The organism is Clostridium sp. Cult2, assembly GCF_021655075.1.
Classification (GTDB): Bacteria; Bacillota; Clostridia; order Tissierellales; family Tepidimicrobiaceae; genus Schnuerera.
Window position 1 is genome coordinate 1 of the sequence record NZ_PPXX01000110.1, and the last position, 16,829, is coordinate 16,829.

At 31.9% G+C, this 16,829-nt stretch carries 19 protein-coding genes and 2 pseudogenes; 2 read left to right on the forward strand and 19 right to left on the reverse strand.

Going from position 1 to position 16,829, the window contains the following annotated elements:
• The 17 genes and pseudogenes from C3E90_RS12040 to C3E90_RS12120 all read right to left on the reverse strand — a co-directional run.
• Positions 1-696: pseudogene (locus tag C3E90_RS12040) on the reverse strand (VirB4-like conjugal transfer ATPase, CD1110 family); the annotation flags it as partial.
• Positions 599-1,027: a PrgI family protein gene (locus C3E90_RS12045; protein ID WP_236915920.1), complete on the reverse strand. Its 429-nt coding sequence runs from the start codon at positions 1,025-1,027 to the stop codon at positions 599-601. The pseudogene C3E90_RS12040 and the gene C3E90_RS12045, both read right to left, overlap by 98 nt.
• A 31-nt stretch (positions 1,028-1,058) precedes the next feature.
• Positions 1,059-1,463, reverse strand: coding sequence for a hypothetical protein (locus tag C3E90_RS12050; RefSeq protein ID WP_236915921.1), 405 nt, complete (start codon positions 1,461-1,463; stop codon positions 1,059-1,061).
• 20 nt (positions 1,464-1,483) lie between these two features.
• On the reverse strand, positions 1,484-2,353 hold the full coding sequence (locus C3E90_RS12055) for a VirB6/TrbL-like conjugal transfer protein, CD1112 family (RefSeq protein ID WP_236915922.1): 870 nt from the start codon (positions 2,351-2,353) through the stop codon (positions 1,484-1,486).
• Positions 2,354-2,371: 18 nt separating this feature from the next.
• Positions 2,372-2,587: a Maff2 family mobile element protein gene (locus tag C3E90_RS12060; RefSeq protein WP_236915923.1), complete on the reverse strand. Its 216-nt coding sequence runs from the start codon at positions 2,585-2,587 to the stop codon at positions 2,372-2,374.
• A 1-nt stretch (position 2,588) separates the two neighbouring features.
• Positions 2,589-2,909 carry a single-stranded DNA-binding protein gene (locus C3E90_RS12065; protein WP_236915924.1) on the reverse strand — a complete coding sequence of 107 codons (321 nt, stop codon included), beginning with the start codon at positions 2,907-2,909 and terminating at the stop codon, positions 2,589-2,591.
• 146 nt (positions 2,910-3,055) lie between these two features.
• Positions 3,056-4,639, reverse strand: a pseudogene (locus C3E90_RS12070) (VirD4-like conjugal transfer protein, CD1115 family); the annotation flags it as partial.
• 233 nt (positions 4,640-4,872) lie between these two features.
• The gene (locus tag C3E90_RS12075) at positions 4,873-5,409 is read right to left on the reverse strand and encodes a hypothetical protein (RefSeq protein ID WP_236915926.1); all 537 of its coding nucleotides are present in this window, start codon (positions 5,407-5,409) and stop codon (positions 4,873-4,875) included.
• Between the two features lie 17 nt (positions 5,410-5,426).
• Positions 5,427-6,149, reverse strand: a complete 723-nt coding sequence (locus tag C3E90_RS12080) for a BRO family protein (RefSeq protein ID WP_236915927.1) — start codon at positions 6,147-6,149, stop codon at positions 5,427-5,429.
• Entirely contained in the window at positions 6,142-7,008 is an 867-nt protein-coding gene (locus C3E90_RS12085; protein WP_236915928.1) for an ATP-binding protein, read from the reverse strand. The genes C3E90_RS12080 and C3E90_RS12085 overlap by 8 nt, the downstream gene beginning before the upstream one ends.
• 14 nt (positions 7,009-7,022) lie before the next feature.
• Positions 7,023-7,814, reverse strand: a complete 792-nt coding sequence (locus C3E90_RS12090; RefSeq protein WP_236915929.1) for a replication initiator protein A — start codon at positions 7,812-7,814, stop codon at positions 7,023-7,025.
• Positions 7,815-7,874: 60 nt separating this feature from the next.
• The gene (locus tag C3E90_RS12095) at positions 7,875-8,369 is read right to left on the reverse strand and encodes a PcfB family protein (protein ID WP_236915930.1); all 495 of its coding nucleotides are present in this window, start codon (positions 8,367-8,369) and stop codon (positions 7,875-7,877) included.
• 117 nt (positions 8,370-8,486) lie between these two features.
• Positions 8,487-8,951 carry a putative immunity protein gene (locus C3E90_RS12100; protein WP_236915931.1) on the reverse strand — a complete coding sequence of 155 codons (465 nt, stop codon included), beginning with the start codon at positions 8,949-8,951 and terminating at the stop codon, positions 8,487-8,489.
• 124 nt (positions 8,952-9,075) lie between these two features.
• On the reverse strand, positions 9,076-9,882 hold the full coding sequence (locus C3E90_RS12105) for an alpha/beta fold hydrolase (protein WP_216141080.1): 807 nt from the start codon (positions 9,880-9,882) through the stop codon (positions 9,076-9,078).
• Positions 9,883-10,058: 176 nt separating this feature from the next.
• Positions 10,059-10,589, reverse strand: a complete 531-nt coding sequence (locus C3E90_RS12110) for a hypothetical protein (RefSeq protein ID WP_216100711.1) — start codon at positions 10,587-10,589, stop codon at positions 10,059-10,061.
• A gap of 67 nt (positions 10,590-10,656) precedes the next feature.
• The gene (locus C3E90_RS12115) at positions 10,657-10,833 is read right to left on the reverse strand and encodes a hypothetical protein (RefSeq protein WP_216100762.1); all 177 of its coding nucleotides are present in this window, start codon (positions 10,831-10,833) and stop codon (positions 10,657-10,659) included.
• A gap of 180 nt (positions 10,834-11,013) precedes the next feature.
• Entirely contained in the window at positions 11,014-11,259 is a 246-nt protein-coding gene (locus tag C3E90_RS12120) for a hypothetical protein (protein WP_236915932.1), read from the reverse strand.
• A gap of 240 nt (positions 11,260-11,499) precedes the next feature.
• On the opposite strand from C3E90_RS12120, the gene C3E90_RS12125 reads away from it, so the two are divergent.
• Positions 11,500-12,408, forward strand: coding sequence for a tyrosine-type recombinase/integrase (locus tag C3E90_RS12125; protein ID WP_236915933.1), 909 nt, complete (start codon positions 11,500-11,502; stop codon positions 12,406-12,408).
• Between the two features lie 410 nt (positions 12,409-12,818).
• Positions 12,819-14,795, forward strand: a complete 1,977-nt coding sequence (locus C3E90_RS12130; RefSeq protein ID WP_236915934.1) for a hypothetical protein — start codon at positions 12,819-12,821, stop codon at positions 14,793-14,795.
• A gap of 390 nt (positions 14,796-15,185) precedes the next feature.
• Here C3E90_RS12130 and C3E90_RS12135 read toward each other — a convergent pair whose 3' ends face one another.
• Positions 15,186-15,389, reverse strand: a complete 204-nt coding sequence (locus C3E90_RS12135; protein ID WP_236915935.1) for a hypothetical protein — start codon at positions 15,387-15,389, stop codon at positions 15,186-15,188.
• Between the two features lie 648 nt (positions 15,390-16,037).
• Positions 16,038-16,829: an ImmA/IrrE family metallo-endopeptidase gene (locus C3E90_RS12140; RefSeq protein ID WP_236915936.1), complete on the reverse strand. Its 792-nt coding sequence runs from the start codon at positions 16,827-16,829 to the stop codon at positions 16,038-16,040.

A 16,829-nucleotide genomic window follows, 5' to 3' on the forward strand; every position in this document is an offset into this window, starting at 1 on the left:
GCTATTATCAGGATTTAGCATATCGTGAAGTAGTTTAAGTCTTTCAAGACCTACTAAGGTTTCAGCCCTTACCCCCATACTTTTTAAATTTGATAGGACGTCTATTTCTATCCTCTCAAGAACAGGTTTAGCTTGGTCATAGCTTTCTGATTTTGTATTAACAACAATATACTTTGATTTTCTAAGACCATTATTACCCTTTGAAAGCTGGTCCTTAAGCATTCCCCTAAATTCCTTTCTTATCTCATCAAAATCATCTCCCTTATCTGGTATTGTAATTGCATTTTCCATTTCCTTAATTCTTCCTACCTGGTTAACAAAGCTTAATTGAAGCTCTGTTGTCGAATCAAAGGAATTTAAAAAGCCTGCAAATTGATTAAAGATAAGATCCCTATCTTCTTCAAGTGCAAGCTGATAATTTATATCCTCATATTTTATAACTTTATTGTATTTTCCTTCACCGATATAACAAATTCCATTCCTATACATCTTTTTATAGGGAATGGTATCTTCTATGGTATATCTTTTCTTTTCCTTCTTTAAGAAATCAAGGATTGAAGAGCTTTTCTTCTGACTGGACTTAAGATTTCTCGTTTCCTTAGCTACTTTTTTTAGCTCTTTTTCCTTTTTTTGAAGCCTTTCTTCCTGTCTTTTTCTTTTTTCTAAATTTCTTTGCTGAATTTGATTTTTTCCCATTTATTCTTTGCTCCTCCTTCCTCATTTCTATAAACTTCTCCTTACTAACCCTAACCTTAGGTTGGTGTCTTTCATGTAGATATATATATTTTAGGTATTTCTCACATGTAAGACCATCCTTCTCATAAAAGACTACAAAGAAATTAGGGATAGTTAGTATAATCATTAAAAATACAGCTAGGTCATTACCAAGAATATTTCTTGTTTTTAGATATGTTGGAATACCAATAATACCTGCTACTCCAAACCCTATGAGCTGCCTTCTAGTCAGATTAAAAGCTACTTTTGTTTTAACATTGGTTAAATCTTTGGGTATCTGAACATAAGCCAATCTTTATCACCTCACTACTTCCTTAGCTTTTTTATTCTTCTTCATTTTCACCTGTGCTATCTTCTAATTCATCGGGGTTATTACTTAGTATTATTGAATCTTTACTTGCACCCTTTTTATTTTTCTTAAGCCTATTAAGTTCTTCAAGGTGGCTATAGATGGTCGCAATTTCATCTTCAATTTCGTAAAATCTTTCATCAAAGTCTTCATAATCCCCTATTCTCATTTTTATTAAGCTATTATGTGCCTTGGCAATTTCCTTCATAGACCTATTTAAACTCCAGGTTTTTTCTTCAAGGTCTTCTAAAAAATCTTCTGTATTATTAAGTCTTTCAGTAAGCACACCTAACTTCTTTCTATTTATAATTTCAGAAGCTAGAATACCTGCTCCTGTAAGTGCCAAACTTATTATTAATTTTTTCTTTTTTATTTCCAAATCTTTTCCTCCTCCATATTTTAATGAGCATTCATTATGCTCTTTGCAATTGTTCCACTCTTTAGCATCATAATTCCAAGAAGTACCGTATATCCAAGAACTCCGAATATGCTGGTATGAATATCTGTGGTTACATGAATTGTCTTTACAAGCACCGCATATATTCCAAGGCATATCATTAAGAGCAATCCCTGAAGCCCAAGTGCAAATAATCCCTTGATATAATTTGTTCCAATCTGACCCCATTCTTTATTTCCCATAGTTGCAAATGGAATTGCTGATACTGAGCTATATAAGCAAATTTCAATCATTCTTCCGTAAGTTATTACAGTAACTATGATTGATACCACCTGGATTGAAAGCTTCACAAGTGAAGTATCCATAGCTATCAGTATCAGATTCCATAAACTCTCATCCTTTAGATGTTCTACCATTGCGGCCACATCCATAGCATCAAGGGATGCACTTGTATTTATCACTCCCGCCGCCTTAGATACTAAATTCTGCGATACATCAAATACTGCCATCGAGAAGGTGAAAGCATTACTTACAAACCATACTGCTATCCACATCTTGATAATGTATTTAAAGAAATCAAATGTATCTGTATCAGAGTGCATATTGTTTTTCTCCATGACCATGTTTATAAGTTCTATGCACAAGACGGCGGTTATGATAATTCCCGCTATGGGAATAACTACAGTGTCGTTAATATTCTTTACAAAGCTAAATACTTCTGCATTCCAGCCACTTGGTGTTTTTCCGACTTCTGTAGCTACAAGACTTACATTCTCATTTATATCTAAGAACATTGCTTCAAGGTTTGCTTGGATAATTCCGATAAAAATCTCCTGAAAAAATTCAGTTATCTTGTCGAAAAGTCCAAACATATTTTATCTACCTCTTTCTTAATTAAGTGTATTTGCAAGTAATGGTATAAGCTTCATTCCAATAAGAACAATACCTCCACCTGCCATTAGTTGCTTGATTCCTTGTGACTTTGCTCCAGGATTATCATTTCCATAGCCCTCCATAAGGTTAATTACTCCCCATGCCCCTAAACCTGCACCAATTGCTGTAACTAAAGTTTGTAATACTGATATTCCCTCTGTAAAAAATGCCATATTATTTTTCCTCCTTATTTTCTTTTTCAATTTTATTCATATGCTTTACTATAAAATTCTTATATAGCTTGTCATTGTTTCTTCTTTCTTTGATATAACCAAAGACATGGACAAGATCCCCTGGCTTTAGTTCCTTTGCTACTTCTGACCATTCCCCATAAGCTGCACAATTTGTATAGTACCTTTTACCCTTCCTTTTTTCTACAAGGGAAAAGTTTGTTACATTTATGGTTTCGCCATCCCAGTCAAAAGAAGCTGTTTTTACCTCTCCCACTACATTAGCTGTTACATTTTTCATATCTCTTTCTTTTAAATCTGCCATATTCTAATCCTTGCCTCCTAATTTTCCTTTTTGAAATAAAAAAAGCGACTGGACTTGCTTCTTATCCAATCGCTATAAATTAAATTTATTAACTTGATTGCCTTCTTTTATTGAAGGACTTCTCACCTTAACTTCCATATTCTCACCTACAATCTTGTTATTATTGACTCCTTATTGAGCTTTGCCTTACCCTGCCTTTTCATATATTCTTCAACATCAAAGAAGTTCCTATCATCATAATCTTCTAGGAACTTATAATTTTTATGTTTTGTAATATCAAATTTTTCTGATAGGAAAGGTCTTACACCTCTTAGTTGCATAATGCACTTGCTTCCATCCATTACAAAAAGCTCATCCTTGGTCATAAGCTCCTTACCAGTCTTCTGATAGTTAAGCCCAAAGGACTTCTGATTACTCCTTGTTTCTGATGTGTTAAATAGGTCTATAGTTTCCTTGCCTAATGTTTCTGAAATCTCTTTTAAAGTACCATTCTCCTTTCCTCCTAAGAATAAGGTTGTATCACAGTTTCCTATTATAGTATCTGCATTATCCTTGTAAATTGCCTTTAGTTGTGATTGTGCCTGTAATACAATACAGGCACTTATTTCTCTTGAACGTATTGTAGCTATAAGTTTTTCAAATTTAGGAATCAAGCCTATATTTGCAAACTCATCTAGAAGACATCTAACATGAATTGGTAACCTTCCCCCATATACATCATCAGCCTTATCGCAGAGCAAGTTAAACATCTGGGAATACATGAGTGATACAACAAAGTTAAAGGTATCATCTGTATCTGAAATTATAACGAATAGGGCAGTCTTTCTATCTCCTAGGCTATCTAGTTCCATTTCATCTTCACTCATTAAATCCTTAAGTTCTTTAATGTCAAAAGGGGCTAACCTTGCACCACAGGATATTAAAATAGATTTTGCAGTTTTTCCAGCTGCCAACTTATATTTGCGATATTGCTTAAGAGCAAAATGATCTGAATCCTTTTCTTCTAAGGCATCAAACATATAATCTACTGCGTTTTTAAAGTTTTCATCTTCCTCTCTAACTTCACTAGCATCTATCATTGCTAGTAGAGTAGTAAAATTTTGTTCCTCTTTTGGTGTTTCATAAAATATATAGCCAATAAGGGCTGTATAATAAAGCCTTTCAGCTTTTACCCAAAAATCTTCTCCTGCCTTTTCTCCCTCTCCTTTAGTGTTAGCTATAATAGTCTGAACCAATTTTAGAATATCTTTTTCACTTCTAAGGTAGGCAAAGGGATTATATTTCATGCTTTTTTTAAAATTAATTGTATTTAATGTTTTTATCCTATAACCACTCACTTCTAACATCTTGCCACACTCATGAAGTAGACTTCCTTTAGGATCAGTTACTACATAGCTTGAATGTAATTGCATTAAATTAGGTTTTACAAAGAATCTTGTTTTTCCAGAGCCTGAACCTCCAATTACAAGTACATTTTTATTTCTTGCATATTTGGGATTTTTAGGTCTACTATTCATAGTAATTCTTTCAGTTTGAGTAAGAAGAAGGTTGTTCCTAAAATCATCATCCATGTATGGAGCAATATCTTTCGCATTACCCCATCTTGCAGATCCATATTCCTCTCCTTGTCTAAACTTCTTTGCATTTTTACTTTTACCATAAATAATAAGTTTGACTATTCCAGCTAAGACAAGACCTGCCAGTAAGTCTCTTGGATAGAAGCTTGGAACAAGGCTCATTGTTTCCAACTCCATGACTCCTTGGAATATACGATCAATTACATCACCCCCTACATATGAATTTACATGGTGAGAAAAAATATCTCCTAAATAGAAAAATGCAAGATAGGGTATGTTTCTTTTAATAAAAGCCCTCTTATCTTGCACATGAAATATATCCTTTATATCTTTTTTAATTTCTTTTATTACATTCAAAGCCTTCACCTCCCTAAGTTTGGAGATTTTTATCTTTCCTCACCTAATTCTTTTTTCTTATCGCCCTTCTTTCCTGGATAATTTCTATCTACCTTTTCTCTACATTGATTAAGAAGTTCAATAGTTGATTTCTTTTTCCTACCTAACTGCTTTTCTGAAAACTTTACTGGCTTTCCCCTAAGTATAAAATCAGATATGTTAAGGAAATTCCAATCTTCATCCCTTGGTATAATTTTAAAGATGGAATTAATAAAATGATCTTTTCCAGCCAACTTATAGGACTGTCCATAAACTGATAAGTTTAAAAATCCTTCATCATCAAGAAGAATATCTACTCCATTTTTAAAATCTGCATATTCTATCAGTTCATATATATCCCATAAATTTGTATCCATAACCTGGATTTCTTTATCTTTATGGGCTAGATCTATATATTTCTGGAGCACTACACAGTCATAATCTTCTAGTTCCATAAGCCTTTCCATTAGTTCATCTATTTCTTCACTATGTTTATTAAATTCAAATTCATTACAATCAATACAACTTTTCTCATTTAACATTAACATCTAAAGTTGCCTCCCTTCTAGATTTCTCCCATTTCTTTAAATAAGGAGTAGAAATAAGCTCTTCCCTCAGGTCTAACTACTGTATAAACTCCAGGTTGTCCATTGTACTTATTGATATAATCCTTAAGTTTAAAGTAAGTAGCTGAAGTTGAGTAAAATCTAAGTTTTCCCCTCTGGTTCCTATAAAGATATCCTCCATCTATAAGGATATTTATAAATCTATTTTGTGGAACACCTAGCTCTTTTGCTGTGTCCCTAAGACAAATGCAATCTCCTAAAGAAATAAATCTGTCAAAGAATTCTCCTTTAGGAATAAGACCCTCCAATTCTTTTGTCCTTGCTTCTATTTGTCTTAGGGCTACAAGATAACCCCTTGCAAGTAGTTCTTGGTCATTCATTTCTTCTTGCCCATCAAAATATCCACCATATTTCCTAATTGAAGGTAGAACCTCACTTGTTACCCAATATTTAAATCTCATGGCATCCTCAAGTTTACTTCCAAATATAAGTGCATACATTCCAGACTCATTTATTACTACTAAATTCCTTCCTTGACCTGATACGGTAAAACACCGTTTCAGCTTATCTTCTTCATATACATGGCTTGCAATGGCATCACTAGGCCTTTTATACCCTAACGCCTGGGCTATATCCATTCCTACAAACCATGGTTCATTATCTATTAGCATTGTTCTAACCTGTCCAAACTCTGGATTTTTAAATATCTTTATTTTATTCATTTCTTTCAACCCACCTTTCTCCTAAAAGTAAACCTCTAGTTTCTCTTAACTTCCTTTTTCCTAACTCAGTTCTGAGGTCTTTTCCTGCAATCTTAACAGGAATACACATCTCTCTAATTCTTGAATATATCCTCTCTTTATCAATATCATTACTTCCATTCATAATTACAGCTAGGGGAATATTTGTTGAAATGATTGTTGGTTTCTTTGATTCATACCTAGTGTTTATAATCTGATAAACCATTTCATTTACATATTCTGTATTTCTTTCAATCCCAAAGTCATCGAGAATAAGAAGTGATACGCTTGATAATTTTCTGTAATAATCATTCTTGTCAATATCAAATCCACCCTTCTCAATATCATTTATTATCTGTGGAATATTTCTCATCTTAACTCTTATTTGGTAGTCCTCTATAATTTTGTTTGCTATACAAGCTGCTAGGTAGGTCTTTCCTGTTCCTACATTTCCATGAAATATAAGTCCATTATTTTCCTTGGATAGCTCTTTAAAGTTCTTAACAAAATTCCTTGCTATAATTACTTCCTGTCTATCAGGAGCTATAAGCTTATCAAAAGTACAACTATTAAGATTTCTACTTGTTAGAAAGCACTCTTCTTTAAATCTTCTAATATGGTCCGCTTCTTCTTTTACCTTCCTTAAGCTTTCCTCTTCCCTATCGCATTTACATTGCCTACGAAATAGTATCTTTTTATTTCCTAAGTAATTAAGTGGATCTGAGTCTATCCTCTCTTCACATTCTCTACAGTAAACATGACCATCTTTCTCAAATGCCTTATCTAGATTAAAAGGAAACTGTACTCCATCAATTTCTATAGTTTTTATTTTATCTTCCATTTTCTCTACCTCTCTTAATTATTTAAGTTCCACTCGCTTTCATAATCTGAAGGATCTCCTGTATAAGCTTTTTCACCCTTAAGCTTTCCTTCTTTTTTATCTTTTAAGTACCAGCTCATAATAGTTGAAGCATGGTCTTTATATATCTTTCCTGTACTTTGCATATAGGCTGATAATCTTTCTATATAATCATTTAAGTTAGGTATCTTTTCTTCTAATAGCCTTTCATCTTCATCAGAAATAATTACATTTAAGAAGGTTCCTTTTTTATGGTTTTCACTAAAATCAATATAATTATTATCAATCTTATTATTCTCTATATAGTTAGGTTGTCTTTTTGACAAGTCTTGACTTATCTTTTTCGCCATTCTTGAATTGTCAAAATCACTATTCTTGAATTGTCCTTTTGACAAGTCTTGATTTTCCCTTTTGACAGGTCTAAACTGTTCATTTCTAAAAACACTCATAAAATCTTTAACATAAATTTTAGTCGGATTTCCTTGTCCAGCTCTTTTCTTTTTTATAAGGCCAATCTCTTCAAGATCCTTTATAAGCTTTACTGCTTTTTTTGTTCCACAAGCTAGTTGTCTAGCTGTTTCTTCTACAGTAAAGTAGATATAAACCCTTCCACTTTCATCTATCCAGTTATTCTTATAAGACAAAGTACTCCTTGATAAATACATGGAATAAAGCACCTTTGCGTCTATTGATAACCCCTTAAATTTGTCATCTTCTATAAGAACTATAGGTAAACGGATAAATCTAAAACTTTCAGCATCTCTTCCATAAAAATAGTCAAAATCCATTCACTTCACCTCTTCTCAATAAAAAAGACACCTAAGATTTCTCTTAAATGCCTACTCATTTTATCTCTCTTGTTGGTGATGTTTTTCCTTCACCTTATTTTTAACTACCGTATTTTTCACCCTCTCCTTAAATTTATTTAAAACTTCTCTTGTTGAATCTCTCTTGTTTTCCTTCTCTTCATATCTTTCTATGGCCTTTTTAAAGGCTAGATCCACTGCCTTTGTATCTTTTGCCTGGAAGAATACTGAATATAAGCCTGACTCCTTATTTTTCATTACAGAAAAATTTACTCCATATCGGTTAAGTTGGTTTTTAAGTTCCTTGACTTCACCCTTTTGTAAATCAATATTTTCCAGCTGACCTTTCTTTACCATATCCTTAAGTTTCCTTGAATTAGTTTTTCTTTTCTCACTAAGATAGTCTGCAAGTGGTTGGCTTTTTTCAGCAGCATCTTCTATAATCTTTTTCATAGCTTTTAAAATAGCCTTTGCTGAATACTGAGCCACTTTTATCTCAATATTTATAGCCTTATTATTAACTTCATCATTCACCATCTAGGTAACCTCCTTTCCGGGGGAAATAAAAAAAGCGGCCCAGACTTTTACATCTGAACCGCTATGTGACGTACTTTATAAAGAATGCGTCATAAGTTTATTAAAGTTATTATCTATTTATAATTTATGAAATTTTTTCAATTCGTTAAGCTGCCATCTTCTTTCTTTTGTTACAGCATCAAGATCATTGGGACTAATTAAATTTATTGTTTTTATACCATAATCCGATGCCACCATTGCATGTTCTCTCATATGTCCACTTCCAACTGCTTGACCAACTACCCTTAATGCTGTTTTTCTAATTTCCGAATCGCTTTCACGAGCAACCTTGTGAATTTTAAACCCCGCCTGCCTAACATCATGCATTCTTGCTTCACCTATTTGCCATAATTCATTTACTTTAAATCCATTAACTATTTCATCTACAAAATTATAATCTATGTCCACAATATCTAAAATGTGTTTTGCCATTATTAATGACCATTTTGCTAAATCTACTTGATCTGTCTTTTCATATAGTTCATCAATTTTCATTCTTAATTCACTATTATCTTTTATCTTTATTTTTACCTTCGTTGGCATATAAACCTCCTGAAACCATATCTCTTACTTCACATAAATCCACTGATACGCAATATATAAATGTTAAGACATAATTAAATCTTAAATTGTACTCATTATACTTCTATTTGTTATCGACCATTTACTATTCATTTAAAAAACTTAAAACTTGATGGTTAAAGTCCTTTGCTTCTTCATACGCCATATGTCCAAGTCCTTTAAAAATCACTAGCTTGCTAGTAGGTATTCTTTCAGCAATTTCCTCTGATGAATTTTTGCCTACTACTTTATCACTGTCACCACCTATTACTAAAGTTTTACACTTGATTTTATCTAATTCACTATAGGCATTATGCTGGATACAAGCATTTGCTTGATTAATAAATCTACTAAAATCTTTTGGTTTGCCAATTCTGCTAAGAATAGGATATAATAACCTATATTTTTTGATATTTTTATCACTATATGATTTTTCAATTGTATCAATAATTATGCCTTTATAGTCATTTGCTTCAGCCATTGCTATCCAACTGCCAATAACACTCTGTATTGTTTCATTTTGCCTAGATACTGTCACAGCTAAAACAAGCTTGTCGATTAATTCTGGATAGTCAATAGCAATGTATTGGGCAATCATTCCACCTTGTGAAACTCCCATTATAGAAGCTTTAGAAATTCCAAGCTTTTTTATCACTTCTACCTGATCTTTAGCCATGTCTTTTGTGGAATACACTTTCTCTAATTGGTTTTTTCTACTGAAGACATACACCTTATAGTCTTTTGCAAATTCCCTATACATTACAGCAAAGGTAGTTGCTTTACCTTTGACTGTTTTCACTCCATCACCCAAACCAGGAATCATAATTAGATTTTTTTGACCGTTTCCAAAAGAGATGTAATCCATATCGGTATCGCCTATTTTAATATTTCCATTTATCGCATTAAACAGCATACAAATATCCCCTTTTTCTATTCTTAGTTTTTACACAATATTATATAAATAATATTTCTATCAAGTTTCTGTTTATATGATCTTCCTTAAATAATGTATACGTCACATAAATATACCACTACGACATGAGATGCTGAATTATGTGCATTAGACATAGAGTTAAATATTTAAATTTATTACTCGGTATCAACACTTAATACAAGTGTTCCAAATGCAAAAGAAGACTTATCTATTTTACTCCTGATTAATAAGCAATGTATAAATTTTCCTTCAACCCGATAGTCATTATATATTTCTAGATCCTCATTTTTTTCAAACACAACTTCTGCATTTCCATTATCAACTAAAGTTATCGCAAAAGGTTCTACACTATAATCTGAAACAATATTTCCTCTTTCATCTACTATGTAATCATAAACTTCAAACTCAGTAGTTTCAAAATTCAGGGCTTCAATTTCAATTTTATTTCCAAAATCAATCATTGGCAAATCAATAAATCTTTTACCAACCATAACATCTTTTATCCCCTCTTCAATATCTTCTTTCTCTTTATTATTTCTATCCAAATAATGAATCACCTTTAATTCATTAGAATTATATGAAACTTTGATTACTGGCTCTTGAATCATCTTATTTTGGCAAGATGCTAAAACTAATAATATTAACAATAAACTAATCATAATAAATATAATCTTAAACTTTTTCACTGTGTTTCATCTCCTCAAATATAAATTCTCTTTGCTTCACATAAATCTAATATGAGGCATCCATAATCTACTTTTTATTAGAATCCAGTATTACACCTAGAATAAGTCCTAAACTTGGTCCAATAGTTATTCCAAAAAGTAATTTATCAAATATCATTCCTAGTATTATCCCAAATGCTGTACCAAATACTAGTCCCAGACCTATGGCATTTCCCTTATCTTCATTGTTATCATTGTTGGACATACAGACTGCCTCCCCTTAAACTTAATTACTATAACCAGAATTTATATACCGCTGAACTTAAATTTACAAATTCGTAACTAGCAATGATTTTAATATAAGTATACTAAATAATAATTAACTATTAAAGAACAAAATCTTTACTTCTCATGCACTGCTTACAACAATTAAATCCTAATTATTCTAAGCAATGCACGAAATATATTTAGTTAAAGTTCCTGAAACCCTTGATTTTATCATAAAAACTGCACCCATCACTATTATGACACGTTCCCCTGTGGGCATAGTAATAATTGCAGGATAATTGCTATTAGTAAAGTGCGATGCTATAGCATGTATTGCCCCGAGTTGAGATTCTCTTAAGCCTTTCTTCTCATCAGTTTCGTAAGGATATCGAACTGCATCGTAGTAATTTAAAAAATAACTCACCGTATCACCACCATTTTTTTGTTTATTTCACTTATATAAATTATAGGACAATTTTCATAATTTTTCCACAAAACTTGTCAACAAAATATAAGTTCTTTTTCCAGTTCCCTTTAAATCTAAATAAAAATTCCCATATAATCGTCCATTATCCCATAAAAAATTGTAAACAAAACTTTTACACTCTCTTGAAACCCTTATCCAATATATTTTATAGTATTAAAAACTATAGGAAGGATGTTGATGATGGAATATAATAAGGGATTAACTGAAAGCAATTTTTATCTTGATGAATTTGCTACTTATTTGATGAGCATAGACAAGTCTGATTCCACAATAAAAACTTATATCGAGCATGTGCAGGCATTTGCGAAATGGTTTGAAGAAACCAATGGCATAAATTTTGACCCTATTGTAGTAACTGAAATTGATATTAGAGATATGCGTTCATATCTACAGGGAACAAGGCATTTGAAAGAAACAACTATTAATTTAAGATTGGCCAGTCTGAAGAGTTACTTTGAATTTCTTGAAGGAGAAAAATATATAAAAAATAATCCTGCCAAAGCAATTAAAAAAATAAAGATTCAATCACCTGCTACACCCAAGTCTTTGGATGAACAGACCTACCGTGCCTTACGCCGTCATATATACCGTGGGGGTAACAAGGCTCATATTGCCATGTTTGAGATTTTTACAAGATGCGGGGTTAGAAATTTTGAACTCATAAATATCCGTATTACTGACATTGATATAACTGAACGAAAAGGAAACTTAAAAGTAATAGGAAAGCAAAATAAAGTGCGTCATATCCCCTTGCATAGGGATGTTCGGGATGCAATTAACAACTGGATGGAAATAAGAAAAAACGTTAAAACAGAATGTGATAATCTGTTCATATCCGAACGCAAGACCCCTTACACCAGGTCAGGAATTTGGAAGATTTTCAAAAAATACTGTGCACAAATAGGGATTACGGATGTAACTATTCATTCTTTTAGGCACTATTTTTGCAGAACACTTCTCAAAAATGGGGTTGATATTTCTATAGTTGCTCAACTTGCAGGTCATGCTTCTGGTTATGTTACGGCACAAGTATATACTATTCCAAGGCAAGAAGAATTGGAGGCAGCAATAGAAACATTAATTTAGGATTTAAAAAGCAGGCATCATTTGCCTGTTTTTTAAATCTATAATACTTCCTTCCTATTTTCTATTATCATATAGACTATTACTATTGCAAGAGGTATTACTGCTAGCCATCTATACCTGCTATTAAGCAGTCCTTTTCTACTTGCTTCATAATTTCTAAAAGGAGAAACAATAAGAACCTACACGCATAGTTAGGTTCTTATTGTTTCTCTTTTTTATAAAAAAGTCTATGTAAAAATTTGATTTCAATAGCACAACAAATATAATGCTAAAAAATAAACAATGGAGTCGCTAATCAAGACGGGAAACACCTTATTAAAAACGGAGAGTTATAAAAATACTACGGAAAATGCCTCAATGTAAACGGAAAACATAATATCTAGTGACTCCTCTGAAACGGAGGAGTTTTGATGAATTCAAGAATTAACTATGAAAATCGTAAAGCATTAGGCATAACAGATTTTGAATTTTTATCCCTATTTAAAAAGGAGAATGAAAAAATATACTTTAGGCTCATTCAGGAGGAAAAGCATATAGCAAAGAACTTTGACTGTCTTCTTACTTTAGATGAGGAGTTAGAATACCCTCTTATGCAAAAAATAATTCAAAAATATCAGAGACAAGGCTATGGAGTCTATTTTGTAGTAAACAGTGGTGGACAAAAAATAGATTCTATTAAAATAGTGAATGCACACTTTATTGATATGGATTTTGGAAAGGTTCCAAAAATTATTAACGGAGAACTCTTTAAAGATTCTGAAGGAAAGACTGTATATGAATATAGGAACAAAGAAGAAATAGAGAAATATAAAATTGCTTTTCTGAAGAAATTAGAAAATTTAAAACTAATTCCAAATGCCATTGTAGAAACTAAAAACGGCTTTCATGTGTATTGGCTGCTTGCCCCTGATAAGCCACAAAGTTTAGGCTCTTTTACCCCACTCCAAGAAAAACTTATTGATTATTTCGCTGCCTTTGAAGAAAGAAAAGAGCATGCTGATAGCAGTGTAAAGGATATAAACAGAGTTTTAAGACTAATAAATTATAAGCATTTAAAGAATCCCAAAGAACCATTTACTATAAAATGTATATACCTAAATACAGCAATAAAATATACTCAACACGATATTGCAAGTGCCATAGGTTGTAATATCATTGAGTTGATTAATAATACTAAAAGTCTTGAACTAAGACCCGCTGCTACGAGGGCTAAGACCAGCAACTTGCAAAAAGGAAACCACAAAGTTCATTCTACTCCAGTCTTACAGTATGAGGACTTGATTCCATTTTTAAAACAGCAGGATTTAATAAGTTATCTAGGTATTGATGCAAAGCCTAATGTAAACTTTAAATGCATATTCCATAACGACAACAACCCCAGTGCTTTCATAAAAAATGGCGGTGGATATTACAAGTATTTTTGTAATTCTCCTACTTGTATTTGCCATAATGCTAGGAAAGGCATGGATATTATTGATATAGTTAAAATTAGAGAAAACTGCGACACTTCAACTGCTATAAGAGAGTTAATTGAATATTTTCATATTAAATTAGAAGATTCAACTTGGATAAGCGAACAAAATAAAAAATTTGAAAATAACATTATGCTTTTAAGCCAACTTGATAAAAGGAAAGATGAATTTCCAAGCCTAAACCGTATCATTAGGTTTGGTTACCCTCTACTATTAGATATTCTTGAAATTGGTAAAGAAAATATTGTTAACCGTTTCTTTAATACAAATGGAGAAAGCATATTTTTCTTTTCTAATCGATATCTTGCAGGGAAAAGGAATAAAAGCGTCGTGAATACAAATAAATACATTAACTTATTTTGCACCTTAGGATTACTCAACAAAATCCCATATAGCCATGTAAATAAAAATTTAAGGGCAACTGCTATTCAAATTTCCAAAGATAATAGTCAAAACGGAATTTCTTTCTATACCATTCCTGATTATAATAAGGCTTTTAAAACAGCAGATGAAAGGGCATCCATCATGCTTCAATATAAATTTAGCATCATGGGTATGAGCAAAAAATATTTGGAAAACTGTTTTGGAGAAGAGTTTGCAAATAAAATCTATCATGTAAATGTGAAAGATACCGAGAAAAGCAAAAGCATAAGAGATGCCATAGAAGTATTCATACTGCAACAAATCAAAACCTATGGTTACTTCACCAAAGATATGGTTATGGATTATAAATTAAAAGTGGACAACCATTATATAAGGCGTGGAGCAAAAGAATATGAATTTAGGAAGGTTTTACCTGATGTCATTCAAAAATACGACCTGATATATGTGAAGACTAATAAAAACATTAATCAAAAACTAGGTATAGACACTAAGAAATATCTACTCATTCAAAATAGCCTATTAGACGAATAATTGCTAAGAAGAGAAACAATAAGAACCTAACTATGGGGTTGGTTCTTATTGTTTCTCTTTTTGATAAATTCATCGTACATGATTCCATAGCCTTAACGGAAGTTATTTCACCCGATTCCCATCGCTTATATGTTTTTTCAAAATTATCATCCATCTGTACACTATTAAAATATATTGCAAAATATAAATTCAACCTTTTGAAATGCTATTTAAATACCTTATTACGCAGTTTCAAAAAGTACACTTTTTGAAACTATGAAAAATATGCTATTTCCTTCTACACATGAACCAAATACAGGCAATGCCAGCAACGGTAACACAAAAAATCATGGCAAGCACCAAGTACATCACATTAATCTTCCCCCTAATAAAACAGAGATAAGGTTTCCCCTATCCCTGCTGTTTTATCATTTTCCACTCTCTTCTATTTTCTACTATCATATATCCTGTCACTATTGCAAATGGTATTACTGCTAGCCATCTATATTCGAAAAACATCTTTTGATATAAATAGTAAATCAAGAAAAATGTTGTAAATCCAACTGCTGTAGGTATTAATATATTAAAAATTATATTCATTTTCCTTTTCACCATAATCAACTCCTTTCCATTTTATAATAATTGTAGCGTGCATAGAAATATTTGTCAGGTCCCTTTTAATAAAATGTAATTTATTTGTAACAATCTTATTAATTTTTGTCTTTTCAGTTTACTTTGAATCCCTATATACATGAGCCTTTGGCCTTTTTAACTAATATACATATATAATAGGGATTTAGAAAATAAAGAATTATAGGTTAGTAAGAGGAATATGGTTTAATGGAATACTTTTGGTCTTAAATGATATCACCCCTAACCTTGATTTCGTCGTCTAAATTTTCTTTCAAAAAAATAAAAAGCACATTCTCCTTTAATAATGCCAGAATAAACCTGCCCGTATAAAGAGAATATGCTCTCCATCTGTGACACTAATGCTATTGTAGCGAATATACAGAAGAAAACTATTATATTGTAACAATTACCATTTTCATCCGACCTAATTCCTTTAACCCATATCCCTTATTACATATACCTTCCCCTATATGCCCAAATATTTTTTCCAACCATTTCTTTCAAATCTTATAAAGGCCTTTCCATATTGGTCTTCAAAGGTATCTCTAGTTGGACGAGTCAACTTATCATTAATTTGATTAAAAATATCTTCTGCCTCACTTTTTATTATATCACCAAATGTACCTCATTCTAATAATCCTCTTCTAGGGGATACTCATATCCGAATTGCTCTGGAGTCAGTCCGACAAATTCAAGACTATTTTTCATGTTCTTATATGAAATATTCCCTCGTTCGTAATTACTCTTTACAAATTCTATATATTCTGTAGGTACATACATTTCTTTTGATGGAATTATCAGTTCAATGCTATAGCCTTCCCGTTTGGTTAAAGATTGGAGTTGCTCCATGTTTTCCAGCGAACAGATATCTACAAGTTCCTCATATTTGTTAATAGAGCATAAATCAAGTTGGATAAGTCTTTTTAACATCGCCTTATAACTTACTTTAAAATAATTGTGCATTCTAACGATATGCCTTGGTAAAATACTGCATTTATCTACATTAACAATTTTATAAAATACCTCTTTTACATAGTCTTCAGGCATTAAAAATTCAGAAGCAAATACATTTGCTTTCATATCTTCTGCTTTATGCTTTTCATCATCTAAAAGAATCTTTTCTTCTTTCAGGATGTCAGCATTATAAATAAGATGATATAATTCATGGGCACCAGTATAACGTTCATGTCCCAAAGTAAAATTACTATTTAAATAGACAATAAACTGTTCCTCAAAATAAGTGCTAAACCCTGATAATTCATCTGTATCCAATGGCTTTCTTATCAAAAATGCAGCCTCCGATAAAATGTCAAATATATCAGAAAGCCCTTTTCTAGCGAACTTTATTCTCGTTTCTTCTGCTAAGTCTTTAATTTGCAGTCTGAAAGATTCTTCTGGGAGATTCAAATTATTCTTTGGCAA

Coding starts and splice junctions, on each gene's coding strand:
- C3E90_RS12055 (WP_236915922.1), bottom strand. CDS start 2,353: ATGTTTGGACTTTTCGACAAGATAACTGAATTTTTTCAGGAGATTTTT.
- C3E90_RS12060 (WP_236915923.1), bottom strand. CDS start 2,587: ATGGCATTTTTTACAGAGGGAATATCAGTATTACAAACTTTAGTTACA.
- C3E90_RS12065 (WP_236915924.1), bottom strand. CDS start 2,909: ATGGCAGATTTAAAAGAAAGAGATATGAAAAATGTAACAGCTAATGTA.
- C3E90_RS12075 (WP_236915926.1), bottom strand. CDS start 5,409: ATGTTAATGTTAAATGAGAAAAGTTGTATTGATTGTAATGAATTTGAA.
- C3E90_RS12080 (WP_236915927.1), bottom strand. CDS start 6,149: ATGAATAAAATAAAGATATTTAAAAATCCAGAGTTTGGACAGGTTAGA.
- C3E90_RS12085 (WP_236915928.1), bottom strand. CDS start 7,008: ATGGAAGATAAAATAAAAACTATAGAAATTGATGGAGTACAGTTTCCT.
- C3E90_RS12090 (WP_236915929.1), bottom strand. CDS start 7,814: ATGGATTTTGACTATTTTTATGGAAGAGATGCTGAAAGTTTTAGATTT.
- C3E90_RS12095 (WP_236915930.1), bottom strand. CDS start 8,369: ATGGTGAATGATGAAGTTAATAATAAGGCTATAAATATTGAGATAAAA.
- C3E90_RS12100 (WP_236915931.1), bottom strand. CDS start 8,951: ATGCCAACGAAGGTAAAAATAAAGATAAAAGATAATAGTGAATTAAGA.
- C3E90_RS12105 (WP_216141080.1), bottom strand. CDS start 9,882: ATGCTGTTTAATGCGATAAATGGAAATATTAAAATAGGCGATACCGAT.
- C3E90_RS12115 (WP_216100762.1), bottom strand. CDS start 10,833: ATGTCCAACAATGATAACAATGAAGATAAGGGAAATGCCATAGGTCTG.
- C3E90_RS12125 (WP_236915933.1), top strand. CDS start 11,500: ATGATGGAATATAATAAGGGATTAACTGAAAGCAATTTTTATCTTGAT.
- C3E90_RS12130 (WP_236915934.1), top strand. CDS start 12,819: ATGAATTCAAGAATTAACTATGAAAATCGTAAAGCATTAGGCATAACA.
- C3E90_RS12135 (WP_236915935.1), bottom strand. CDS start 15,389: ATGGTGAAAAGGAAAATGAATATAATTTTTAATATATTAATACCTACA.